Here is a 23,626-nt window from a genome sequence, read left to right as displayed (position 1 = left end):
GGGCTCGCCTCATTCGTAAAGGAAGTGGTAGTCGGACAGCATGTACGTCACGACCGTCATCCACGAGCGGATGACGTAGTTCGGATCCTGTTGCAGGCGATCCTCTTCGGGCAGCGGCGTACGCGTCCAGTAGTCGTTCTCCACGCGGCACGGGCCCGGCAGCCACGTCGAGTACTTGCCCTCGGGCTGCGACATGTCGCTCATGCCCTTCACGCCTTCGCGGTACGTCTCGAGGAAGAGCTTGTACGTGCGCTCGATCTCGGGATGACCCTCGGGCAGCGACTCGCCGAGGATGTGCTTGTGGAGGTACTGGATGTTCTTCTTGATGGCCTCGACGGCGGGCTCGACCGGGAAGCCGTTCTTGTCCTCCGGCTCGAAGCTCGTCTCGACGTACGGGAAGAGCGTGCGCTCCTCCGTCGCCTTCCACAGGTCGCGCGGGACCGAGACGCAGGACATCTCGTTCGCCATGCGCTCGCCGATGTTCGCCATGATGCCGTTCGGGCTGGTCACGCGCTTGACCACGTCGGCCGAGTCGATGCCGCCGTAGAGCATGCGGTAGGCGTCGCCGCGGAGCAGGTAGTCGTAGGTGCCGCCGTTGTCCTCGTACGCGCGGGGACGCCACGGATAACCGAGGACCGCCTGGACCTTGCGGTGGAGCTGCTCGGGCGTGATGAGGCGGCCCATGCCGACCTCGCCGAGCCGCGCCTTGCCGGCCGCGTCGAGCGCGCCGCTGTTCTTCGCGCGGAAGTACGGCGAGTGGATGATCTGCTTCACGACGACCTTGAGGTCGTAGTTCGAGGCCTGGAACTCGCGCGCGATCTTGCTGAACTCCGTGTACTCGGCGAGGTACGCGTCGAACTCGGCGGAGAAGTCGGGCGCCTTCGGGTCCTGCGGCGCGACGAGCGGCTTCTGCCCCGTGAGGCCTTCGAAGACGATGTACACGGCCGAGAGGCCGAAGCGCGGGTCGGCGGCGACACGCGGCGCGAGCCACTGCAGGCCTTGCGGGAGCTGCTCGTACGGCGTCTTTTCGCCCTTGAAGCCCGGCGGACGCATGTCGTCGAGCGGAGGCGTCATCGGGTCGAACTCGCCGCGCTGATCCCAGTGGCGGAACTGGGCCGCGACGGGGTCCATCTCCGCGTGGCACTGGATACACGCGGCGGCGTTGAGGGTCGGGTTGACCTCGGTGATGAGCGTCTGATCGAGCGGCTGCTGGCCGGTCTTCAGGATGTCGGTGCCGAGGAAGAACTGGTAGACCATACGCGCGCGGGCGCGGTTGCGGTTCGTCTCCGTCGTCGGGAAGCGGTTCAGGAACATCGGCGACGTGAGCACGCCGGCGTGGGGCAGGCTCGGGATCTGCGCCTCGATGAACTCTGCCGGGTCGGCGTCGTTCTTGAACGGCAGGTCGCTCAGCATGAACGACTTGGCCGAGAACGGGTTCACCATGATGTAGTTGGCCGTCAGGATCTCGCTGAAGGGCCGGTTCTCGCGCACGACGTGGGCCACGAGCTCGAGCGGCTCGCGCGCCACGCCGCGGTTCGTCCAGGTGCGCAGCTTGTTGTAGAGGTCGTCGGCGTTGTACGCGCCGAACTTCCCGATGGCGTCTTCCATCGCCTTCGGGTCGGCGTTCGCGCCCTCGAAGAACTGGTCGTACCAGTAGGGGTTGTAATAGCTGATGTCGTTGAGGAGCTGCACCGCGTCCTCGTTCCCCAGGTACCGATCCGTGAGGAACTGGTCGTTGTAGATCTCCTTCAGGCGCGTGTAGAACGCCTCCTCGGTCATCATCTTGTCGAGGATCGGATCGAGCGCGCGGATGCCGCCCGCCTCGATGGCGTCTTCCTCGGCGTCGGTGGGCAGTCGACCGACCAGGGAGAGCGACGCCTTGCGCAGCGTCTCGGCGGGCGTCGCGAGCTGCACGCCCGTGAACGTGGCCGAGAGGTTCGTCTCGCACGACGAGGGCTCGTTGAAGCGGTTCACGAGCTCCTCGAGGGCCTTGAACTCCTCGCTGCCCGGCTGGATGACCACGCCGCCCGGGTGCTTGCGGGAGGAGGTGCCGCCCGTGGGCATGGCGAGGAGCTGCGAGACGCCGTCCTGCTGGAGCGAGGCGGCGTTCTTCATGATCTCGTAGTTCGTGTCGAGGAAGCCAGCTTCGCTGCTCCCCCGGAGCACGAGGCTCGAGTCCTTCGCGGCGCCGTTCGAGGTATGGCAAGCGATGCAGTTGTTGGAAAGGATCGGAGCCCAGACCTGCTCGGCGAAGAACATCTGGTCCGAAACACACGGACCATCGTCCTCCCCAGCGATGCAGCCGGTGAATCCGAGCGCGCCGATCGCGGCCAGAGACACCAGACCAATCGAGCCAAGATGTTTTCCGAGTCGTCTTCGCGTTCGCGGCATGAGCGGCCTCGTTGGTGGTTCCAGCGCCGTGTCGGAAACGACGCTGGAAAGTCAAACGTAACGGAAGCTCGCTTGTACCAGAGGACCGCGGCCGCTGGAATGGTGGGAATTGGGTCCCCACTTCCCTACCTCGGGGCCATTTCGGAAAAGGAATGGACTTTTCCCCTCGCAACATAACGCGAGCGCGAACGAGCGAGGCTTCACACGTCACGCAAGGCTGCGTGCGTATTCTGTTTTTTTGAAGATCAGCCGCCGCCCGCGCCGCCCGCGCCGCCGGCCCCGCCCGCGCCACCCGCGCCGCCCGCGCCGCCTGCGCCGCCTGCGCCGCCTGCGCCGCCTGCGCCGCCTGCGCCGCCTGCGCCCGTGGAGGCTGCGGTGCTCGACGCCGCGGTGGAGCTCGACGAGCTCGAGCTCGTGCTGCCGCTGCCGCCGCACTTCTCGAGCGACTTGCAGTCGTTGCAGGAGCAACCTTCGAGGTACTGGACGCACGAGCCGTTGTCGGTGCAGTTCATCGTGCACCGGTCGGTATTCGTGCAATCGCCGCAGGTGCAGTCCTCGTTGATGAGGCACTCGCCGTCGTCGTCACAGCCGACGTTGGCGGGGGGGCAGCTCGCGACCTTGAAGTAACAGTCGCTGCACGTGCAATCTTCGGTGCCCATCTCCCCGTTGTCGCAGGCCATGTTGTCCTGACAGGTGCCGAGGCACGCGGCCTGATCGGCGCAGTCGGGGCAGGCGCAGGTCTCGGGGTTCTGGCCGAAGTAGTTGCAGAAGCCGTCCGGCTGGTTGTTGTTGCAGCCGGTGCTCTGGGCGCCGCCGCCGGCGCCCGTGAAGTCGCCCGTCGACGAACTATTGTTATTCGCGCCGCCGCCCGAGCAGCCGACGAAGGGGACCACGACGAGGAGAAACGAGGAAGCAAGGATCGCAGTCAGGATGCGCATGGTCCGGTGAGGATCGCCGCGCGCGCGGGACTGCGTCAACAAGAGAAAGGTGCTAGAGGGCTCGCCATGCCTCGCCTGACGAACTCTTTATCTGCGCTGACGTTGCTCGTTTCCACCCTCGGCCTCGGCTGCGGCGCCGAGCCGCCGCCGTCGCCCGATACCGCCGCCGATTCGGCGAAGCCCGCGTCGACCGCGGCGAACGAGGGCGAGGCGACGGCGAAGGGCCCGGAGCGGAAGCCCTTCGAGAACCCCGGCGGCATGTGGGTGCCCTCGCAGCTCGCCGAGCACGGCGATACGCTGAAGGGCGCCGGCCTCGAGCTCGATCCGAAGGCGCTCACCGATCCGATGCAGCCCCCGCTCGCGGCCGTCGTGAGCCTCGGCGGCTGCTCGGCCTCGTTCGTGTCGCCCGATGGCCTCATCGTCACGAACCACCACTGCGTCACCGGCATCCTGCAGTTCAACGCGACGCCGCAGCAGAACGTGGTGAACGACGGCTACCTCGCCAAGACGCGGGCCGACGAGAAGTGGGCCGGGCCCACGAACCGCGTCTTCGTGACCCGCTCGTTCAAGGACGTGACGAAGGAGGTGCGCGAGGGCCTCGACAAGCTGCCGAACGACCGGGCGCGCAACGACCAGATCGAGGCGCGCGAGAAGTCGCTCGTCGCGGCCTGCGAGAAGGATCGCCCCGAGGTGCGTTGCTCGCTGAAGGCCTACTTCGCCGGCGCGCAGTACCTGCTCATCGAGCAGCTCGAGATCCGCGACGTGCGCCTCGTCTACGCCCCGCCCGAGGGCGTCGGCAACTTCGGCGGCGAGATCGACAACTGGCGCTGGCCCCGCCACGGCGGCGACTTCGCCTTCCTGCGCGCGTACGTGGGCAAGGACCAGAAGCCCGCGGATCACGCGGCGACGAACGTGCCCTACAAGCCCGCGCACTACCTGCGCCTCGCGCAGAAGCCCCTCGCCCCGAACGACTTCGTGATGGTCGCGGGGTACCCGGGCGTGACGAACCGCCTGCGCACGTCGTTCGAGATCAAGGAGCTGCTCGACTGGGGGTATCCGCGTCGCATCGCGGCCTTCGAGGAGGGCGCGAAGGTGCTGGAGTCCGTGAGCAAGCAGAGCGATGCGATCGCGATCAAGGCGACCCCGTTCCTCCGCGGCATCTCCAACGCGCTCACGAAGATCAAGGGTCTGGCCGAGGGCCTCGGCAAGGGCGGCGTGGCCGCGGAGCGCGCCAAGAAGGACGCCGAGCTCGCGGCCTGGATCGGCGGCGACGACGGGCGCAAGGCGGCCTACGGCGACGTGATGGGGAAGATCGAGGCGCTCATCGCGGAGCACAAGAAGACGCGTGAGGGGGACGCGGCGCTCGGCGAGGTGATGATGAGCGCGAACCTGTTCGCGGCGGCCTCGTCGATCGTGCGGATGGCCGAGGAGCGCCCGAAGCCCGACGCCGAGCGCGAGCCGGACTTCCAGGAGCGCAACTGGAAGCGCCTCGAGCAGAGGATGGCGCGCCTGTCGGTCTCGTACGATCGGGCGATCGATCAGGCGATGCTGAAGCTCCTCCTCGAGCGGATGGCGAAGATCCCCGAGAAGGAGCGGCCGGCGTTCGTCGCGACGATCGCGGGCAAGAAGCTCGACGCGGCGTCGATCGAGAAGGCCGTGAAGGGCCTCTACGAGGGGACGAAGCTCGAGGACGAGAAGGCGCGGCTCGAGCTGCTCAAGACGGCGAAGCTCGACGATCTGAAGAAGAGCAAGGACCCGCTCATCAAGCTCGCCGTGGCCCTGCGGCCCGCGTACAAGGCCCGCGAGGAGCGGGAGAAGTCGTTCGACGGGGCGATGGCGCTGCTGCGGCCGAAGTATTTCGAGGCGATGCAGAAGATGCTCGGCAAGCAGATCGCGCCCGACGCGAACGGGACGTTGCGCGTGACGTACGGCAGCGTGCGCGGGTATCGCCCGAAGAAGGAGGCGCCGATCTACACGCCGTTCACGCGTGTCTCGGAGATGGTCGCGAAGCACACGGGCAAGGAGCCGTTCGAGGCGCCGTCGAAGCTGCTGGCCGCGGCGAAGGCGAAGAAGTTCGGGGCCTACGCGGACGCCTCGCTCGGCGAGGTGCCGGTGGATTTCCTGAGCGACCTCGACATCACGGGCGGCAACTCGGGCTCGCCGACGCTGAACGGCAAGGGCGAGCTCGTGGGCCTCGCGTTCGACGGCAACTACGAGGCGATGGCCTCGGACGTGATCTTCCTGCCGGAGATCACGCGGACGATCCACGTGGATCTGCGGTACGTGCTCTGGGTGATGGACGTCGAGGGCGCGGACAACGTCCTGCAAGAGCTCGGCGTGAAGCCTTCGATCGACTGAGTTCTCCCCTCCCATGTAGGATGGAGGCCTTCGGGCCTCCATGCGTTCGCCCTCGTCCTTCCTCGGCCTCGTTTTCCTCCTCGCGACCTCGGGCGCGCGCGCCGAAGACGCGCCCGACCCGCGCCCCACGCCCAAGGCCGAGGCGTTCGTGCACATCGAGGCCGACGCGCCGCTCACCCTGAAGCGGCACGTCGGTCGTTTCGGCGAAGACGTCTGCGCCGCGCCTTGCGACCGGGTGATCCGCTTCGATCCGCCGGACCGCTTCTCCGTCGAGGGCGCGTTCCCCGCGGCGCGCCCGTTCTCGCTCGGGGACGCGGGCCCGCGGGTCGGCTTGCGCGTCGACACGGGCAGCCGCGCGGGGATGGCCGCGGGGGTCGTGTCGGCGGCGCTCGGCGGCGGCGCGGCGGTCCTGTCCAGCCTCGTCTTCATGCTCGCGACGGTCGGCGACGCGCTCGGGAGCGGGGACGGGGTGGAAGACAGCGTGAAATACGGCTGCCTCGGCGCGGCGATTGGCGGCGGCGTCGCGATGGCGGTCGGCATTCCGCTGATCGTCGTGTCGAACACGACGGTCGAGGTCCTCCCCGATCCGCAGCGCGGCGCGGCGCGCGGCATGGTCACGTTCCGGTTCTGAGGCGCGACATGTCCTTTGGTCTGGGAGGAAAAACGATTTCGCTGGGCATGACGCTCCTGGTCGGCCTCTGCGCCTGCGCGCCTTCGCGCCCGCCGCTCCCTGCGGCCCCGATGCCCGCGGCCTCTCCGCCCGAGCAGCGCGTGTTCGTCCGGATCGACGCGGACCACCCCACGGCGAAGCTCGTCGAGGCGCGCGAGGAAAACGACGTCCCTGTCTGCGACGCGCCCTGCAATCGCGTGATCCCGGTGCGCAAGGGGGCGCGGTACCACGTGGAGGCCTTCGCGGCCCGCCCGACGCGGAGCTTCGAGCTCTACTCGCCGCACGATCCCGTGGTCTGGCTCGACGTGAAGACGACCGCGCAATCGAAGTACGACACGATCCACCGGATCTTCATCGCCACCGTCATCACGAGCAGCGCCCTCGTGCTGACGGGCGCGATCGGCACGCCGCTCGCCGAGGCGAAGAGCACGCAGGCGGCGTTCTCGGCGACGGGGTTCGCCGGGCTCGTGTTGCTCCTGCCCGTCTCGGCCGTGCTCGGCGGGATCTCGCTCGCCCATTCGACGAGCAACCTGACGTTCAAGGATCCGCGGACACGGCCTGATTTGCGGGGACGAATTCGTTAGGCCTGGGCGCGGCGCCGCCGGACGAGGCGGGCTCCCGCGGTGAGGAAGAGCGAGAGCAAGGCGAGGGGCGCGGAGAGGCCACCCGCAGGGGACGCGCCGACCACGCGGCAGCCGCAGGACTCGTCGGTGACGGGATCGATGGGGTCGGGGCGGCCGCTGCCGCCGATGCCGCCAGCGCCGCCGCTGCCACCAGCGCCGCCGCTGCCGCCAGAACCGGCGTCGCCGCCGATACCACCAGCGCCGCCGCTACCGCCACCACCGCCAATGCCGCCAGAACCGGCGTCGCCGCCGTTGCCGCCCATCCCGCCGACGCCGCCCATACCGCCGTTGCCGCCCATACCGCCGGCGCCGCCCATACCGCCGCCGCCACCCGCGCCGCCGGTGCCGTCCGTGCATTCGCCGTCGGCGCAAACGCCGTCGTTACACGTCGTCCCGTCGGGGAACACCATGTCGGACGGGCACGTGGTCGCCACGCCCGTGCATTTCTCCGGCACGTCACACACGTCCACGGCAGGCCTGCACGTGACCGTCGTGTCGGCGATCACGTCCGCCGTGCAGCCCTTGCCGACCCCGTCGCATTTCTCGGGCACGTCACACGGCCCAGCCGCCGGGCGGCAGACCGTCATGACGTCGGCCACGGCGTCCACGGCGCAGGCGACATTCACGCCGTCACACCACTCCGCGACGTCACAAGGGCCGGCCGCGGCGCGGCACACGACCATGGGACCCTGGACGACGTCGGTCGGGCACGCGCCGCTCGCGCCCGTGCACGCCTCGGCGATGTCGCAGACCCCCGCCGCCGAGCGGCAAACCGTACCCGCAGGCACGAGGACGTCGCCCGGGCATGCGGCCATATTGCCAGGGCAAACCTCGGCCACGTCGCACGCGCCCACCGCCCCGCGGCAGGTCGTCCCGGCGGCGAGGAACCCGTCGCCAGGGCAAGCGGCTGCATTGCCGGGGCAAACCTCGGCCACGTCGCACGCGCCCGCCGAGGCGCGGCAGGTGGTGCCCGCCGGGAGGTACGTATTGGCAGGGCAGGTGACGCTGCTGCCCGTGCAGCTCTCGGCCACGTCGCAGGCGCCCGCCGCGTCGCGGCAGGTCGTGCCGGCCGGCTCGAGCGCGTCCGCAGGGCAAGCGGCTGCATTGCCGGGGCAAACCTCGGCGACGTCGCAGACGCCCGCCTGCGCGCGGCAGGTCGTGCCGGTCGGCTTGAAGACGTCGTCGGGGCAAGCGACGCCGCTCCCCGTGCAGAACTCGGCCTCGTCACAGGCGCCCTCGGGCGGGCGGCACGACGTGCCCGCCGGGGCGATCCCGTCGGCGGGGCAAGCGGCGCCGTTCCCGGAGCACGTCTCGGTCACGTCACACGGGCCCGCCGCGCCGCGGCAGACCGTGCCGGAGGCCAGGTACTTGTTGCTCGGGCAGGTCGTCGACGAGCCATTACACGTCTCCGCGACGTCGCAGGCGCCCGCCGCCCCGCGGCACACGGTGCCGCTCACGGCAGGGCCACACGCGCCGTTCACCGCCGCGCCCTTGGCGACGCTGCACGCCTGGCAATCGGTCGAGACGCCGGAGCCGCAGGCGCTGTTGCAGCACACGCCGTCGACGCAGAAGCCGCTCGTGCACTCCTGGGCGACATTGCAGGCCGCGCCGTTCGGGAGCTGGTCGAAGATCTCGTACACGTACGCCGCGCCCGCGTCCCCCTTCCCGTCGTAGGACTCCGTGACCGCGCCGACGAGGAAGTGATTGCCGCTCATCGAGACGCGGTAGCCGAAGAGCCCGAGGCCGGTCGGCCCGTCGATCTGCGTGAGCTGCGACCAGGTCGCGCCGCTGCGCTCGAACACGTACGCGGCGCCGACGGCCGAGTTGAGCAGCGGCTGAGAGCGGTAGCCGCCGATGACGGCCCGGTCGCCCAGGATCGCGACGTCGTTGCCGAAGTTCATCCCCGCCGCGCCGGGGCTCGCCAGGAGCTTGGCTTGCTGGGTCCACGTATTCACGTTGCGCGTGAACACGTACGCCGATCCGGAGTCGCCCCCGGCCACCGTATTGTCGTAGGGGCTGCCGACGATCGCCGAGTCGCCGCTCAAGGCGACCGCGCTGCCGAACCGGTCGTCCGACCCGCCGTCCGACGGGCCAATCGAGGCTTGTTGGGTCCACGTGGCGCCGCTCCGGACAAAGACGAAGACCCGGCCCGCCGCGGTCCCGTGTGGCGAGCCGACGAGGACCGTGTCGGCCTCGACCGCGACGGACCGGCCGAACACCCCGGCCGCGACGCCGCTGCTCGGCAGGAGCTTCGCCTGCTCCGTCCACGTGCCGCCACTCCGGACGAAGACGTAGGCCGACCCGGCGTCCACGCCGGCCGCGGTGTCGTCGAGATCGGCGCCCACCACGGCCGTGTCGCCGTCGAGCGCGACCGAGACGCCGAGCCCGTCACCCGCCGCCGCGTCGGACGGGGCGAGCTGCGCCTGGAGCGACCACGACGTGCCATTCCGCACGAAGACGTAGGCCGCGCCCGCGTCCGCGCCCGCCGCGGTGTCGTCGCCACGGGCCCCGACGAGCGCCGTGTCGCCGTGGAGCGCGACGGCCGAGCCGATGAAGTCGTTCGTGGCCGCGCCCGGCACGACGAGCTTGGCCTGCTGGGTCCACGTCAGGCCATTGCGGATGAACACGTACGCCGAGCCGGCGTCGGTGCCGCCCGCATAACTGTCCCCGTCGGCGCCGATGAGCGCGGTGTCGCCGTCGATCGACACGCCGCTGCCGAAGAAGTCCGACGCCTGCGCGTCCGAGGCGACGAGCCGGGTGCGCGGGATCGCCACGAGCGGATCGACGTGCAGCGGATACACGGCGCCCGCGTCGTCGACGTGGATCGTGATATGCCCGTCGCGCACGCCGAGCGAGGCCGGCACGGGTTTGCCCGTGGCGTCGGCGACGTGGAGCTCGCCGTACCGGAGCCGCGCCTGCCCCGCGGCGTCGACGAGCTGGATCACGTCGCCCCTCGGCGCGACCTCCGGCGCGAGCCCGCCCGACACCGCCATTTCGAGGGCGAGCCCGCGTTCGCAGCCCGGCGACGTTCCGACGTCGAAGCCCTGCTCGATCCCGAGCGGACCGTTCACGTACCACTCGGTCACCTCGCCGCGCGCGTATTCCGTGCGATTGCCCGAGGCCACGGGCTCGGCCGGGGCCGGCGCGTGGAGCGCGCCCTCGCAGCCGAAGCCCGTGAACGCCATCGAGACGTGAAAGGCCTCGCCGGCGCTCGCGGCGCTCTCGATCCGGAGGGCCGCGGGGGCCATTTCCGCGACGAACCCTTGCGCCGGGTTCTCCGCGCGGAGCGGCCGCCCCGGCGCCTGTCGGGTGACCCGATACGCCTCGCCCGCCTCCGCTTGCACCGCCGCGATCGCCGCTGCGCGCAGCCCGGCCGGCATCTCGGCCGGCGCGGGGCTCGGCCGCGCCGCCGTGTCGCGCGGGCCTTGCTCGGGTGTGTTGTTCCGCTCCCCGCACGCCGTCGCGCCGAAGAGAAACAAGAGCCCGATGGATGACAAAGAGGCCGCTCGCATGCGCGACGCCTACTCAAACTACGGCTCGAAGTCGAGCGTCTTTTTGTCTCAATTTCGCGAGAGGTGGTCGCGATCTTGCGAGGGCCGCTGGCTCAAAGAGCGGGGAAAAACGCGGACGCGTCGACCTGATAAGCGCTGCAGAGCTGCGCCATCGCGTCGCGGAGGTCCCTGAGCTGCCGCTCGCCGCAGACCTGGGGCTTGATGAAATACCCGTCGAAGTAGGTCGTCTCCACGAAGTGAGGGATCGGGTCCGGGATCCCGGCGAGGTCGAGGTACGAGATCTCCAGGGCGTAACGCGTGAGCTGCGCGAGCGGGCCGAGGTCCTCGTTCATGTGGTGGCGCACGTTCGCATGGAGGTACGCCCGGGCCTCCGCGGGCCGCAGGTATCGCAGGAAAAACAGGTTCGCCGCGAAATCGGGGATCCGCGTCAGCATGACGCGGGTGAGCGCCTCCCAGGGGCGCGCGGGATCGGCCCCGAGCGCGTCGAGCTCCTCTTTCACGTCCTCGGCGAGGCGCGCGGGCATCTGCGCGAGGATCACCTCCCATGTCGAGTGGACCGACGAGAGGGCCGCGTCGTACTGGCGCCTGTTCTCCTCGGGCACGCGGACGAGCCCCGCCTCGTGCACGAGGTGGCCCCATTCGTGGACGACACGCGCGGCGAGCAGCTCGCGGTGGTAGGGCGGCGCCTCCTCGCGCAGCGGGTCGAAGCCGGGCTGGCGGAGCTCGTAGACGATGCGGCGCAGATCCGCCCGCATGTACACGCCGCCGTCGGCGTCGACCTCCGCGCTCGTCCGCGGGAGCACGTCCGGATCCCGCAGCGAGCCGAGCACGGCGCGGCTCTTGTCGCTGACGGTGCGCAGGTCCGCGACCAGGCTCTCGGCGACCCGCGTCGAGACGAGGGGCGCGAGCGCCACGCGGGCGTCGTCGAGTTTGTCGGCGTCCTCCGGCCGATACACGGTGTTCCCCGCCGTATCGACGAGCACGACGTCCGGCCGCTCCTCGGCGAGGAAACGACAAACCAGATCGACCGGCGCAGGGCCCTCGGCAGGGGCTGCGGCTTGTGCCACGAAAAACGCCGCCTCCATCTCCCGCGCGGCCGCGTCGAACGCGCCGAAGAGGGCGAGCAGGTCGGGGCGCGCTTCCCTGGGGATCAAGAGATCCGCGCCGTCGACGTGGCCGAGCCCCTCGGTGCGCTCGGGCGGCGGCTCCCGGAGCGGCAGGTGATAGAGCGTCCGGATCCAGGGCAAGGCGCGGGCGAGCGCCAGAAAGGCCGGCGCGTCGGGCCGCGTGGCGCGCGAGGCGGCCCGGGAGAAATCGTGCAGCTCGTCCTCGGTGCGATCGAGGAAATAACTCAGGTTGAAGCAGACGGCCGCGCGCAGCGCCTTCAGGAAGGCGAGGCGCTCGACGTGGAAGAGCTGATGACAGACGTACTCCTCGTGCGAGCGCGAAGGGTCGAGGTCCGAGGCGTAGAGGAACCACGTCGTGCCGAGGAAGGGCTGGCTGTAGGGGCGCACGCGCGCCGGATCGGTGACGAGCAGCAGATGCGCCTTGCGCGGCGGCAGCCACGAGCCGGGCGCGCGGGCGTGGAGCGAGGCCGCGCGCTCGCGGTAGAGCCGATACCCCCGGTTGAAGAGGGCAATGTGCTCCTCCGACAAACCAACGCGTCCCGTGAGCAGCTCCCGCTCCTCCCGCGCGAGGCCCCCGATGCCCTCCTCGTCGAGGTGCTCGGCCGGGACCAGAAAAGCGCCCGGGTGGGCCATGTAGAATCGTTCGAGGTTCAAGGGCGCCCCTCTCTCACCGCTTCTTCGCCAGGACCGCCGCGAGCCCGGCGCATTTTTTTCCGTCCTTCATCCCGAACGAGCGGGCGAAGTCGCAGAGCTTCTGGCCGAGCTCGAGGTCCTCGGGTTTGCCGCTGAGGATCGCCCTCCCCGCGGCGGGCTCGGCGCGCCGCGCGAGCTCGTCCCGGAAAGGTTTGTCGGTGAGGTCCTTGCCCTTCAGCGCCTCCCGCAGCTCGTCGGAGACCCGCGGCGCCTCGGCCCAGACCTTCGTCGACTCCGCGGCCGCGAGGGCGTACGTCCGGAAAAACCGGTCCTTCGCGGGGCTGTCCTGGCAGGGCATGTCCTTCGGCGCCACCAGCAGATCCTCGGCCCCGAGCTCCCGCTTCGTCGCGCGTTCGAAGCGCGGCGCGGCCTGCCCGGCGAGCGCGAGGTCGTCCGCCGTGAGCTTGCCGGACGCGAAGTCCTTCGCGAGCGCCTCGCAGGCCGCCACGTACCGGGCGCGGGCGCGCCCCGCCGCGCAGGCCTCGAGCCGCGCCTTCTCGCCCGCCACCTGCTCCGGCGTCGCGAGCGCGACGTCCGCGGGCGCGAGCGCCTCGACCACGCACGGATCCTCGGCCCGGAGCGCCGCCTCGACCCGCGCCCGCGCCCCCTCGACCTGCCTCTTCGTGTAGATCGAGCGCCCCACGACCGCGACGGATCCCACGAGCACGACGCCGAGCGACACGCGGACGAGCCACCTCCGGCGCGTGTACCTCGCGGGCAGCGGGCTCGACTCGAGCCTGTCGCCGCACTGCGAGACGAGCGTCTCCCACGTGGAGATCTCGGCCGCGAGCGCCTCGATCGGCCCGCAGAGCTTCGTGTCGCCGGCGAACTGCCTCGCGACCTTCAGCAGCGCCTCGGCCCCCGTCCGTTTTCGCCCGTCGGGGGCCGAGGGCATCCCCGCAGAGCCCGACACCGGCCCGAAGAGGCCACTCGCGTGCTTTTGCACGGCGCGAAGCGCCTCGATCTGCGTGGCCTCGACGCGATCGAGCGCGGGCAGGAGCGCGTCCCAGGGCAGGAGCGCCTCGACCTCCGGCCCGCGCAGACGAAAGACCGCCGCGGCCTTCTCGATGCCCAGCTTCACTCCGCCGAGCAGCTCGGCCTTGGAGAGCGCGGCGATCCCCTCGCCGAGCGCCCCGTCGCGCAGCCGCTCGTTCGCGGCCTGGATCGGCGCGAGCGCGGCCTTCACGAGGGCGTCCCCGAAGTCCTTGCGTTCCGGCATCACGCGAATCCTACCCCTCCCTCCCGCCCGCTTTCCAGTATGATGCCGCGGCGCCGCGGCGTTCGTTGCGGCGAACGAAGGAGGGTATGATGGCGCTCGACGCGCTCGTGGTGGGGGCGGGCCCGGTAGGCCTGGTGATGGCTTCGGAGCTCGCGCGGCACGGCCTCTCGTGCCGGATCATCGACCAGGGCGAAGGCCCTTCGATCTGGTCGAAGGCGCAGATCATCCACGCCCGCACCCTCGAATGTTTTCACGACATGGGCGTCATCGACCCCATCCTCGCGCGCGGCCGGCAGGTCGCCGGGGCGCGTATCATGACGCCCGCGCTCGAGCGGATCGCGCGGGTCGAGATCGGCGGCATCGACTCGCCGTACCCCTTCCTCCTGAGCCTCTCGCAGCGCGAGACCGAGATCGTGCTCGCCGAGCACCTCGGGCGCGCGCACGGCGTCGAGGTCGAGCGCAAGGTGAAGCTCTCGGGTTTTTCGCAGGACGAGGGCGGCGTGACGGCCACGCTCGCCTCCGACGACGGCTGGACCGAGGAGGTGCGCGTGCCGTATCTGCTCGGCTGCGACGGCGCGCACAGCACCGTCCGCAAGACGCTCGACTTGCCGTTCGAGGGCTCGACGTACGACGCGCGTATCATGCAGGCCGACGTGCGCGTGAGCTTCCCGGTGGCGATTCACGATGACGAGATCGCCATCTTCCTCGGCCCGAACGGCATGCTCGCGTTGTTCCCGCTGCCGGGGGAGAGCCGCTACCGGCTGCTCACGTTCCTCGAGCCCGGCGACGACCGCCCCGTCACGCTCGAGAGCTTCGAAGCGATCCTCGAAGAGCGGGGGCCGAAGGGCGCCTCCCTCGGTGATCCGGCGTGGATGGTCGATTTCCGCATTCATTGCCGCATCGTCCCGCAGTATCGTGTCGGCCGCGTGTTTCTGGCCGGCGACGCGGCGCATATCCACAGCCCGGCGGGCGGGCAGGGGATGAACATGGGCATCCAGGACGCGTACAACCTCGCCTGGAAGCTCGCGCTCGTGGCGCGCGGGGCGGCGAGGGACGCGCTGCTCGACTCGTACGAGGCCGAGCGGCGGCCCGTGGCCGAGGAGACGTTGCGCTTCACGGACGTGAGCACGCGCGGCTTCCAGACGGCGATCTCCTTGAAGAGCCCGCTCACGATGGGGATCCGCAACAACCTCATGAGCTTCGTGACGAGCCTCGGCTTCGTGAAGGAGCGCGCGGGGCGGCGCGTCTCGCAGATCGAGATCGCTTATCCAAAGAGCCCGATCGTGGCCCAGGATCAGGCGTCCTTGTGGAGCATCCGCCTCACCGGCTCGGACGAGCGGCCGGGTTTGTCGGACTGGATGCATTTTGGCGACGGACCGGCGCCCGGGGCGCGCGTGCCGGACATGCCGGTCGGCGAGGGCACGCTGCACGAGCTGCTCCGCGGCACGTCGCATACGATGCTCTGCTTCGACGGCGCGGCGGCGACGAGCGAGGGGTACGAGCGGCTCGGGCGCGTCGTGAACGCGGCGCGTGCGCGGCTCGGCGATCGCGTCCGGGCCTACGTGATCGTCCCTGGAAACGAGGTCCCTCGGGCCTTGCCCGCGGACGTGCCCGTCCTGCTCGACCCGGATGGCGAATTGCATCGGCGCTTCGGGGCGCGGTCGGAGTGCGTGTACGTCGCGCGGCCCGACGGGTACGTGGGGTATCGGGCCCAGCCGGCGAACGAGGAGAAACTCGGCGCCTGGCTCGACAGCCTCTTCGTTTGACGCCCGGGGAGGTGGTCAGGGCGTGTAGCGGACGTTGTTGTAGAAGACGAACTCGCCGCGCGGCACGCCCTCGGCGAGCGTCTCGGTGACGTCCTCCTCCCAGCGCGGATCGGTCCACGTCGGGAAGCACCGCCCGTCCTTGGCGAAGTAGTTGGCTCCGCAGCCGCCGGAGGCCTTCGGCAATGCGTCGGGGCTCACCCAGTGGGTCGAGCCGTTCGTGGGGTCGTTTGCCTTCGGATCCTTGTCGCGTAGCCTGCGGCACGCCGCCTCGATCGAGTCCGTCAGGTTCCTCGCGAAGAGCCCGGCGGTGCCGTCGTTCAGGCTCTCGGCGCGTGTGCCGAGCGATTTGTAATGCGAGATCTCGGCGCTGTTCTTGGGCGGACGGGGGGTGCCGCCCGTGCGGTTCATGTACGCGTAGGCCACGGCCGTCTTCGCGTTCATGCTGTGCGAGTTCGCCTCGTTGTACACGACGTTCGCCAGGTTCATGAGGCCGTCGCCGTGGCAGGCGCACTCGTTGATCTTGTCGTTCAGCTCCTGCTTGCGCTTCTTCAGCTCCTCGCCGTGCCTCTTCAGGTTCTCGAGGTTCGGGTCGTTCTCCGTCGACCAGCCCTTCTTCTCGTAGGTGGCGATCTTCGAATCGAGGTTCCTCTGGTTGTTCTCGATCGCCGTATCGAGCTTCTGGTTGACCGCCGCGATGGCCGCCTGCATCTCGGGGCTCATCGTCTTGCTCGGATCGCAGGGGCAAGGCTTGACCGCGCTGCCCTCGTCCGGCGACGAGACCTGCTTGTTGTCTGCGCTCCCGCTCCCCGAGGAGGGGTCTTCCGGTGTACCGGCGCACGGGAATCCCATCGCGCTCACTCCTTGTGCATGAAGCGGAGGACCCGCTCGCAATAAAGGCCCGCCTCGCCCACGAGCGCCCGCATGTCGCCCTCGCGGAGCTTCGTATCTGCCCAGGGAAAGAGCGGATCCTCCGCGAATCCGTGTCCGAGCAGGCACGCGAGCAGGCCGTAGGCCACCACGCTGCCGCCGGACAAACCATGGGCCTCCGCGTGTCTCGCCCACGCGTCGATTGCCCGCTCCTCGCCCTCGGGCCCGAGCCAGGCGAGCCGCTCGGGAGCGAGCGCGCGCGCCTCCCTCGTCAACACCTCGCGGATGCTCTCGCGCGGCAGGTCCATGTCGAGGGCGCGCGTAGCGATCGGTTCGAACCGACGCATTGCGGCGAGCGTATGCTCCTGGCCCGTCCCGGCCGCGGCGCGGAGGTACTCCATCATCACCTCGTACAGGCGAGAGGCCCTCTCGGCCTGCGTCGGGCGCGCCTCGGCGAGCGCGGCCTCGGCCCAGGGGAAAAGCGGGTCGTCGTCGAAGGCCCAGCCGAGCAGGATCATCGTCTCCACGTAGAGCCGCACCGGCCCGAGGCGCGTGAGCCCGCGGCGCGCCGCGCGTGCGACGCCGAGTCGCACCACCGCGGCGATCCCGCGCTCCGGCACGATGGCGAAGCAGCCGGGTGAGCGCTCGCCGAGCCTGCGGATCACGTCCCGCTGGAGCTCCGCGATGCCGACGTCGCGCTCCAGAACCTCGAATTGATCTTGCCGGATCCAGAAAGCCATCGCCTGCGAGCACGTCGACGTTACAGGGATGTCGGTGCGTTGCCAAGGCGGCTCGGGTAGAATCGGCGCTGCCACGATGAGCAACATCGCAAGCCCGACCTCGGCCCCCGCACCCGTCGAGCTCTCCCTCGACGACGCGCGTGTCCTCCTGGAGCAACACGTCCGCGCGACGACGTGGGGGCGGCGCGGGCTCGCGGCGCGGCTCGACGTGACCTCGTTCGAGCGGAGCGGCGCATTCGACGTGGTCTTTCAATCCTTCACGGAGACACGCGGCACCGAGCTGACGCACGAGCCCTACCTCGATGGGCCCGTCGACGGCCCCGAGAACGGGCCCGCGCCGGAGCCCTGGGCGATCCCCATGCAGATGCCGCCGCGCTTCACGCCCGACGAGCGCGTCGCCGTGCGCGTGCCGCACACCGACGAGGTGCGCACCTGCTTCGGCTGCGGCGGCGACGGTCGGGTCACGTGCGACACGTGCGGCGGAGGTGGGCGGGTCTCGTGCTCGTCGTGCGGCGGCGACGGCCGGATCACGGAGACGCGTACGGTCACCGAGACGGACGCGCAGGGCAACACCACGACGCGGACGGAGACGCACACGTCGACCTGCACGTGGTGCTCGGGCAGTGGGCGCGTGACGTGCTCGAAGTGCGGCGGCGGCGGCCAGGTCACGTGCGACACGTGCGTCGGGCAGCGGAGGCTTTGCCATTTCCGGCGCATGCACGTGCGCTGGTCGACGCGGACGAATTCGAAGCAGCTCGAGAAGACGGGTCTGCCCGACGAGCTCGTGGGGCTCGCGGGCGGGGAGGTGATCCTCGCCGAGGAGGACGCGCGTATCGAGCAGGGCCGCGGGATCGAGGGGCCCGGGCCGTACCGCGGGGTCTCCGTCCGGGTGAACGCGGACGTAGAGGCTGCGGCGAACGGGTTGATCACGTCGCACGTGTTCCCGGCCGACGAGAAGCTCCATTGCCAGCGGCTCGTCGTGCGCGCGGTGCCCGTGTACGAGGCGCGTTATCGCTGGGGAAAGGACACGCGGAGCTTCTGGATCTTCGGGACGGACCGGCGGGTGCACGCGCCTCGTTATCCGATTTCACCGTGGCGCGTGGGCGGCGCCGTGCTCGGGGTCGTGGCCGTGCCGGGGGTGATCGTCGGCGCGAACGTCGTGGGCACGAGTTATCCTCCCGCACCGTTTCCCTCGATCGGGGACGCGCCCGCGTATCGCCTCGATGGCTCGGCATGGAGGATGGAGCCGGCCCAGACCCCGTCCATCCCGATCCCGCCGCCCCCGCGCGAGTTCGAAAAGGCGACGGCGCCGAGGCCGAGCGCCGCGCCTGGAAAAGCGGTCGTCGAATTGCGGACGGATCCGCCGGGGATGGACGTCTTCGTCGAGGGCGAGCGTCGCGGCGCCTCGCCGCTCTGGATCACGATTCCGTCGAGGAGCGCGGGTCCGTGCAAGCAGGGAAAATGTGCAATCGGCGGCCGCTGCACGGTGGGGGCTTGCGAGCCGGTCACCAGGGTGGAGCTCCGCGGCGCGGAGGGCGCCCGTATCGTCGAGGTCGCTCCCTCGGATGGCGAGGTCGTCGAGGTGCGGAATGGCCGCGTCACGATCACACCTTTTGACCCCTTCCAATAATTCGACTTCGAAGCGAGGTGCATCTCCAGGCGCGCGAGCTACACATACCTCGCGCGAGAGCGGCCGAGGTCACGCGTGGCGACCTCGCGCCGGGATCACGGGGCGCGGAGCGGGGGGCGATGGAGCTCTTGTTCTGGCTGGCGTTTGCGTTCGTGGCATACACGTTCGTCGGGTATCCCGTCGGGATCTGGGCGCTCTCCCGGCTCCGTCGCGAGGAGCCTGCGGAACCGGCCGCCCTCGCCGAATGGCCCGCCGTCACCGTGGTGATCGCGGTACACGACGAAGCGGCGCGGATCCCGGCCAAGATCGAGAACCTCCGCGGGCTCGATTATCCGCCGGGCCGCCTGCATTTCCTCTTCGTCTCGGATGGCTCGACGGACGCGAGCGAGGCCCTGCTCGCGCGCGAGCCGGACGTGACGCTCGTCCGTTATGCGGAGCGGCGCGGCAAGGCCCACGCGCTCAACCAGGCCCTTCCGTGCGTGACGACCCCGATCGTCGTGTTCGCGGACGTCCGCCAGCAAATCGAGCGGCAGGCCTTGCGTCACCTCGTGGCGCGCTTGATGCAACCCGGCGTCGGGGCGGTGAGCGGCGAGCTCGTGCACGTCGACCCGCGGACCCGGAGCGCGGCGCATATCGGGCTTTACTGGCGTTACGAGAAATGGATCCGCCGATCGGAGAGCCGGTTCGCCTCGACGGTCGGCGTCACGGGCGCGCTGTATGCGATGCGGCGCGAGGACTACACGCCGCTCGCGCCGGACACCCTGCTCGACGATTTCGAGCAGCCGATGCTGCTCGCGCGGAAGGGCCGCCGCGTCGTCTTCGAGCCACGCGCCGTGATGTACGACGAGCTGCAGGAGGACGTGGCCGGCGAGCGCAAGCGCAAGATCCGCACGCTCACCGGCAATTTCCAGTCCTTCGCCCGGCACCGGTGGTTGTTCTCGCCGCGCTCGAACCCGCTCTTCGTCCAGTTCGTCTCGCACAAGTGGTTCCGCCTGCTCGTGCCTTACGCGTTGATGGTGATGTGGACGGCGTCCTTGCTGACCACGGGCCCGCTTTATCGATTGGCCGCCGCGGGGCAGGCCGCGTTTTATGCCCTGGCCGTCCTGGGCGCGTCCATTCCGCGCCTCCGTCGGAGCCGGCTCGTGAGCTTCGCGGAGGTCTTCGTCGAGCTCAACCGTGCTTCGGTGCTCGCGCTGCGTAACTATCTGGGGGGCCGCGTCGAGGCCCGGTGGGAGAAGACATGAGCCGGCTCGTCGTGCTGATGTATCACGCGCTCTACGAAGGCGAAGACGAGCTCCGCTCGATCGACGCGGCCGATCGCCCGTATGCCGTCTCGGTCGCGGCCTTCGAGGAGCAACTCGACATCCTGGACCGGCGGGGCCTCACGGTGGCCGATCCGGCCGCGCTCCCCGGGGGCCTCGAGCGGGACGATCGTATCGTCTTGACGTTCGACGACGGCCACGCGAGCCATCACCGGCACGCCTTGCCGCGCCTGCTCGAGCGAGGCTTGCGCGCGGCGTTTTTCGTGACGAGCGACTTCATCGGAAATCGTCCGGGCTTCTGCAACTGGTCCGAGGTCCGCGAGATGGCCGAGCAGGGAATGGTGATCGGTTCACACGGGCGGACGCACCGTTTCCTCGACGACCTGACCGAGGAGGAGGCGCGCGCCGAGCTCCGCGACACGAAGGCGACGATCGAGGACCACGTGGGCCGGGCCGTGGAGCAGCTCTCGTTCCCGGGCGGGCGATTCCGGCCCTCGGACGTCGAGGCGGGCTTCGACCTCGGATACCGCGTCTTCCATTCCTCGCGTGTCGGTGTGCACAGGCCGCGGCGTTTGCCCGAGGGCGCCGTGCTTTGCCGCATCGCCGTTCGTCAGAGCACGACGCCGCGCCAGTTCCGGGTGATCGCGAGCGCATCCCCGACGTGGTTCTTGCGGGCTCGCGCGATCGGCGGGGCGAAGACGGTGGCGCGGCGGGCGCTGGGCAATGGGCTGTATCACGCGCTGTACGAGCGCGTCTCCGGCGGGGCGCGCGCTTCGGGGTAGGATCCGCCGCGTTAACCGTGCTCGCACGTGCAATCGACGCAGCCATCCTCCGCGCACGTGCCACACGACGCCGCGACCTGCTTCCGCAGCGCCTCCCGCGCCCGGAACACGCGTACCGCCGCGTTCGACGGCGAGATCCCTTGCTCCGCCGCGAAATCCTTCACCGCGACCCCTGCCACCTCGATCCGCTCGAGCGCGTCGCGGTATTCTGGCTTCAGCGTCTTCGCCAGGCGCGTCACGCATTGGCAGATCGCGCCGCGCACCTCCTGCTCCGGCTCGGCGTGCCCCTCGATTTCGGTGGCGAACGACTCGAGCGCGCGCTCGGCGGCGCCGCGGCGGCGGCGGTGGTCGACGATCGCGTTGCGCAGGATGCGGTAAAACCAGGCGACCGCCGACTCGTCTTGCCGCAACGTATCGAGCCGATCGAGCCCACGCGCGAACGCCTCCTGCAGGATGTCCTCGGAGAGGGCGCGGTCGCCGAGGCGCCGCTCGAGGAACGCCAGAAACTCCTGGTGGTTCTCCGTGAGGACCCGCGCCACGTCGCCCTCCACCGGCAGCGCCCCCGTGGCCTCCGGAGCAGGCGCCCCGCCATGACAACATCCCATACCCATGGTTTTCGCCTCCCCTTGCGTCCTTGTCAACCCGGCGCGTGGGCTCACGCCTTCTCCCCATAACCACGCAGGCGCAGCGAGCTCAGCAGCACCGACACGCTCGACAGGCTCATGGCCGCGCTGGCGAGGACGGGTGAGAGCAACCATCCCGTCAGCGGGTAAAGCGCGCCCGCCGCGATCGGGATGCCGACGACGTTGTAGATGAACGCCCAGAAGAGGTTTTGCCGGATGGTGCCGAGCGTCGCCCGCGAGAGGCCGAGCGCCGTGGGCAAGGTGGCGATCCCGCCGCGGAGCAGCGCGATGTCGGCCGCGGCGACCGCGACGTCCGTGCCATTCGCGACCGCGATCCCCACGTGCGCGCCCGCGAGCGCCGGGGCGTCGTTCATGCCGTCGCCGACCATGGCCACGACATGCCCCTTCGCGCGCTCCTCGGCGACGATACGCGCCTTGTCCTCGGGTCGGACCTCCGCGAAGACCTCGTCGATGCCAATCTCCCGCGCCACCGCGCGCGCCGCCGCCGCGCGATCCCCCGTCGCCATGACCACCCGCACGCCGAGCCGGTGCAATGCCGCGACGGTGTCCTTGGCTTCGGCGGTCGGCAGATCCGCGACCGCGACGAGGCCGGCGAGCGCGCCGTCCACCGCGACGAACGAAGGGGTATTGCCCTTTTCGGCGAGCGCCTCGGCGGCGCCTTCGAGCGGCGCGGAGTCGACGCCGTGCTCCGCGAGGTACCGGGCCGTCCCGATACGCACCTCGCGCCCCAGGATCTGCGCGACCGCGCCCCGCCCCGCGTCCGCGTGGAATCGCGTCGGCGCCGTGAGCGAGAGGCCTCGCGCGCGTGCGCCCTCGACGAGCGCCTTCGCCACGGGGTGCTCGCTCCCGAGCTCGGCCGAGCCGACGAGCTGCAAGAACGTCTCCTCCTCGAACGCCGCCGTGGGCTTCACCGCGGAGAGCGTGGGTTTGCCCGCGGTCACCGTGCCCGTCTTGTCGACGATGACCGTATCGACGCGGCTCGTGGCCTCGAGCGCCGAGCCGCCCTTCACGAGCACGCCGAGCTCGGCGCCGCGGCCCGTGCCGACGGCGACCGCCGCCGGCGTCGCGAGCCCGAGCGCGCAAGGGCACGCAATCACCAGGACCGCGACGAACCTCTCCACCGCGGCGGCGAGCCCGGTCGCCGTCGGATCGGCCACGAGCCACGCGGCGAACGCGAGCGTCGCGATGCCGAGCACCACCGGGACGAACACCCCGCTCACGGTATCGGCGAGCCGCGCGATCGGCGCCTTCGAACCTTGCGCCTCCTCGACGGCCGCGGCGATCCGGGCGAGCGCCGTCCCGGCGCCGGTCCTCGTGATACGCACGGTGAGCTGTCCGCTCTGGTTCAGCGTGCCGCCGAAGACCTGCGCGCCCGCATTTTTGTCGACGGGCAGGCTCTCGCCCGTCAGCATCGACTCGTCGACCGCCGAAGCCCCGGAGACGACCTCGCCGTCGCTCGGCAATCGTTCGCCGGGCAGCACCCGCACGACGTCGCCGGGGGTGAGGTCCGCGGCCGGGATCTCCTCCTCCGCCTCCCCGCGCAGGCGCCGCGCGGTCTTTGGTTGTAATGCGACGAGCCCGCGCACGGCGTCCGTGAGCCGCTTGCGGGCGCGCGTCTCGAGCAGCTTGCCCAGCAAGACGAAGCTCACGATGGCCCCGACCGCCTCGAAATACACGTGTGGCCGCATTCCGTGCGCGGCGTGCGGGAAGAGGCCGGGCGCGATCACGGCGATCGCCGAATACACCCACGCGGCGCCCGTCCCGAGGCTGACCAGCGTATTCATGTCCGCCGCGTGGTGCCGCAGGGCCGATGACGCGAGCCGGAAGAACCTGCGCCCGGGCCCGACGATCACCGCCGTCGCGAGGGCGAGCTGCACGAGACGCCCATACGTGCCGTCCGCGCCCGGGATCCGGCCGTGCGACATGCCGAGGACGAGCAGCGGGACCGAGAGGACGAGCGCGAGCACGAAATCCCGCCGCAGGACACGCCGCTCGCCGTCGAGGCTCTCCTCGGCCGCGCGGCTGCGATCGGCCGGCGAGAGGGGCGCTGCGTCCTCGGCGACGTGGGCCCGAGGGACGCTGTAGCCGGCGCGCTCGACGGCGGCGACGAGGGCGGAGGCGGGCGCCGTGGCCGGCGCGAACGTGACCTTCGCGCTCCGGGTCACGAGGTTCACCTTCGCCTCGTGCACGCCCGCCGTCGCGAGCAAAGCGCGCTCGATGCGGCGCACGCAGGCGGCGCAGGTCATCCCCTCGACGGGCAGGTCGATGTGGCGGACGTCCCCGGCGGCGGCGGAGGGCGTGAGGGCGGGGGCGGTTGTGGTCGACATGTTCACCTCGCTGTCGACCGCGCAGACGCAAGCAGGGCCCGAGGATTACACGCGGCCACGATCCGCAGGCACGCCCT

16 protein-coding genes are annotated in these 23,626 nt (G+C 70.4%); 7 read left to right on the top strand and 9 right to left on the bottom strand.

Annotated features, from left to right (window positions below; translation table 11 throughout):
• Window positions 1–9: 9 nt before the first annotated feature.
• Together GF068_RS09885 and GF068_RS09880 are read right to left on the bottom strand one after the other, a co-directional pair.
• Window positions 10–2,340, bottom strand: a complete 2,331-nt coding sequence (locus GF068_RS09885) for a DUF1588 domain-containing protein (protein ID WP_170319382.1) — start codon at window positions 2,338–2,340, stop codon at window positions 10–12.
• A 296-nt stretch (window positions 2,341–2,636) separates the two neighbouring features.
• The gene (locus GF068_RS09880) at window positions 2,637–3,329 is read right to left on the bottom strand and encodes a hypothetical protein (protein WP_153819057.1); all 693 of its coding nucleotides are present in this window, start codon (window positions 3,327–3,329) and stop codon (window positions 2,637–2,639) included.
• Window positions 3,330–3,395: 66 nt separating this feature from the next.
• On the opposite strand from GF068_RS09880, the gene GF068_RS09875 reads away from it, so the two are divergent.
• Genes GF068_RS09875 through GF068_RS09865 form a run of 3 tightly spaced genes read left to right on the top strand, consistent with a single transcriptional unit; the run spans window position 3,396 to window position 6,941 of the window.
• Window positions 3,396–5,687, top strand: a complete 2,292-nt coding sequence (locus tag GF068_RS09875) for a S46 family peptidase (RefSeq protein ID WP_153819056.1) — start codon at window positions 3,396–3,398, stop codon at window positions 5,685–5,687.
• Window positions 5,688–5,727: 40 nt separating this feature from the next.
• The gene (locus tag GF068_RS09870; RefSeq protein ID WP_153819055.1) at window positions 5,728–6,318 is read left to right on the top strand and encodes a hypothetical protein; all 591 of its coding nucleotides are present in this window, start codon (window positions 5,728–5,730) and stop codon (window positions 6,316–6,318) included.
• Between the two features lie 47 nt (window positions 6,319–6,365).
• On the top strand, window positions 6,366–6,941 hold the full coding sequence (locus GF068_RS09865; protein WP_153819054.1) for a hypothetical protein: 576 nt from the start codon (window positions 6,366–6,368) through the stop codon (window positions 6,939–6,941).
• On the opposite strand, the gene GF068_RS09860 is transcribed toward GF068_RS09865, so the two are convergent.
• The 3 genes from GF068_RS09860 to GF068_RS09850 form a co-directional block, all read right to left on the bottom strand.
• Entirely contained in the window at window positions 6,938–9,973 is a 3,036-nt protein-coding gene (locus GF068_RS09860; protein WP_420814114.1) for a hypothetical protein, read from the bottom strand. The two genes, GF068_RS09865 and GF068_RS09860, sit on opposite strands and share 4 nt — an antisense overlap.
• 611 nt (window positions 9,974–10,584) lie before the next feature.
• Complete coding sequence (locus GF068_RS09855) at window positions 10,585–12,273, bottom strand: hypothetical protein (RefSeq protein ID WP_153819052.1); 1,689 nt, start codon at window positions 12,271–12,273, stop codon at window positions 10,585–10,587.
• A 13-nt stretch (window positions 12,274–12,286) separates the two neighbouring features.
• Window positions 12,287–13,531 (bottom strand): hypothetical protein, encoded by a 1,245-nt coding sequence (locus GF068_RS09850; protein ID WP_153819051.1) that lies wholly within the window; start codon window positions 13,529–13,531, stop codon window positions 12,287–12,289.
• 86 nt (window positions 13,532–13,617) lie between these two features.
• Between GF068_RS09850 and GF068_RS09845 the strand changes: the two genes are divergently transcribed.
• Window positions 13,618–15,297 carry an FAD-dependent monooxygenase gene (locus GF068_RS09845; RefSeq protein ID WP_153819050.1) on the top strand — a complete coding sequence of 560 codons (1,680 nt, stop codon included), beginning with the start codon at window positions 13,618–13,620 and terminating at the stop codon, window positions 15,295–15,297.
• A 15-nt stretch (window positions 15,298–15,312) separates the two neighbouring features.
• Here GF068_RS09845 and GF068_RS09840 read toward each other — a convergent pair whose 3' ends face one another.
• Both GF068_RS09840 and GF068_RS09835 read right to left on the bottom strand, forming a co-directional pair.
• Window positions 15,313–16,146, bottom strand: a complete 834-nt coding sequence (locus GF068_RS09840) for a hypothetical protein (RefSeq protein ID WP_153819049.1) — start codon at window positions 16,144–16,146, stop codon at window positions 15,313–15,315.
• 5 nt (window positions 16,147–16,151) lie between these two features.
• Window positions 16,152–16,904, bottom strand: a complete 753-nt coding sequence (locus tag GF068_RS09835) for a hypothetical protein (RefSeq protein WP_153819048.1) — start codon at window positions 16,902–16,904, stop codon at window positions 16,152–16,154.
• Window positions 16,905–16,980: 76 nt separating this feature from the next.
• Between GF068_RS09835 and GF068_RS09830 the strand changes: the two genes are divergently transcribed.
• From GF068_RS09830 to GF068_RS09820, 3 genes are all read left to right on the top strand, one after another.
• The gene (locus tag GF068_RS09830) at window positions 16,981–18,534 is read left to right on the top strand and encodes a hypothetical protein (RefSeq protein WP_153819047.1); all 1,554 of its coding nucleotides are present in this window, start codon (window positions 16,981–16,983) and stop codon (window positions 18,532–18,534) included.
• 119 nt (window positions 18,535–18,653) lie between these two features.
• Entirely contained in the window at window positions 18,654–19,778 is a 1,125-nt protein-coding gene (locus GF068_RS09825; RefSeq protein WP_153819046.1) for a glycosyltransferase family 2 protein, read from the top strand.
• Window positions 19,775–20,578, top strand: a complete 804-nt coding sequence (locus GF068_RS09820) for a polysaccharide deacetylase family protein (protein WP_153819045.1) — start codon at window positions 19,775–19,777, stop codon at window positions 20,576–20,578. Before GF068_RS09825 ends, GF068_RS09820 begins: the two co-directional genes overlap by 4 nt.
• Before the next feature lie 11 nt (window positions 20,579–20,589).
• Here GF068_RS09820 and GF068_RS09815 read toward each other — a convergent pair whose 3' ends face one another.
• Both GF068_RS09815 and GF068_RS09810 read right to left on the bottom strand, forming a co-directional pair.
• Complete coding sequence (locus GF068_RS09815; RefSeq protein WP_240806753.1) at window positions 20,590–21,189, bottom strand: RNA polymerase sigma factor; 600 nt, start codon at window positions 21,187–21,189, stop codon at window positions 20,590–20,592.
• A 44-nt stretch (window positions 21,190–21,233) separates the two neighbouring features.
• Complete coding sequence (locus GF068_RS09810) at window positions 21,234–23,549, bottom strand: heavy metal translocating P-type ATPase (RefSeq protein WP_153819044.1); 2,316 nt, start codon at window positions 23,547–23,549, stop codon at window positions 21,234–21,236.
• Window positions 23,550–23,626 lie beyond the last annotated feature (77 nt).

The organism is Polyangium spumosum (assembly GCF_009649845.1).
Taxonomy (GTDB): domain Bacteria; phylum Myxococcota_A; class Polyangia; order Polyangiales; family Polyangiaceae; genus Polyangium; species Polyangium spumosum.
This window is presented reverse-complemented; position numbering and strand designations above follow the sequence as displayed.

What these genes read in the sequence shown, in the direction of transcription:
- GF068_RS09880 (WP_153819057.1), bottom strand. Translation starts at nt 3,329, where the DNA reads ATGCGCATCCTGACTGCGATCCTTGCTTCCTCGTTTCTCCTCGTCGTG.
- GF068_RS09875 (WP_153819056.1), top strand. Translation starts at nt 3,396, where the DNA reads ATGCCTCGCCTGACGAACTCTTTATCTGCGCTGACGTTGCTCGTTTCC.
- GF068_RS09870 (WP_153819055.1), top strand. Translation starts at nt 5,728, where the DNA reads ATGCGTTCGCCCTCGTCCTTCCTCGGCCTCGTTTTCCTCCTCGCGACC.
- GF068_RS09865 (WP_153819054.1), top strand. Translation starts at nt 6,366, where the DNA reads ATGACGCTCCTGGTCGGCCTCTGCGCCTGCGCGCCTTCGCGCCCGCCG.
- GF068_RS09860 (WP_420814114.1), bottom strand. Translation starts at nt 9,973, where the DNA reads ATGGCGGTGTCGGGCGGGCTCGCGCCGGAGGTCGCGCCGAGGGGCGAC.
- GF068_RS09850 (WP_153819051.1), bottom strand. Translation starts at nt 13,531, where the DNA reads ATGCCGGAACGCAAGGACTTCGGGGACGCCCTCGTGAAGGCCGCGCTC.
- GF068_RS09845 (WP_153819050.1), top strand. Translation starts at nt 13,618, where the DNA reads ATGATGGCGCTCGACGCGCTCGTGGTGGGGGCGGGCCCGGTAGGCCTG.
- GF068_RS09840 (WP_153819049.1), bottom strand. Translation starts at nt 16,146, where the DNA reads ATGGGATTCCCGTGCGCCGGTACACCGGAAGACCCCTCCTCGGGGAGC.
- GF068_RS09835 (WP_153819048.1), bottom strand. Translation starts at nt 16,904, where the DNA reads ATGGCTTTCTGGATCCGGCAAGATCAATTCGAGGTTCTGGAGCGCGAC.
- GF068_RS09830 (WP_153819047.1), top strand. Translation starts at nt 16,981, where the DNA reads ATGAGCAACATCGCAAGCCCGACCTCGGCCCCCGCACCCGTCGAGCTC.
- GF068_RS09825 (WP_153819046.1), top strand. Translation starts at nt 18,654, where the DNA reads ATGGAGCTCTTGTTCTGGCTGGCGTTTGCGTTCGTGGCATACACGTTC.
- GF068_RS09820 (WP_153819045.1), top strand. Translation starts at nt 19,775, where the DNA reads ATGAGCCGGCTCGTCGTGCTGATGTATCACGCGCTCTACGAAGGCGAA.
- GF068_RS09815 (WP_240806753.1), bottom strand. Translation starts at nt 21,189, where the DNA reads ATGGGTATGGGATGTTGTCATGGCGGGGCGCCTGCTCCGGAGGCCACG.
- GF068_RS09810 (WP_153819044.1), bottom strand. Translation starts at nt 23,549, where the DNA reads ATGTCGACCACAACCGCCCCCGCCCTCACGCCCTCCGCCGCCGCCGGG.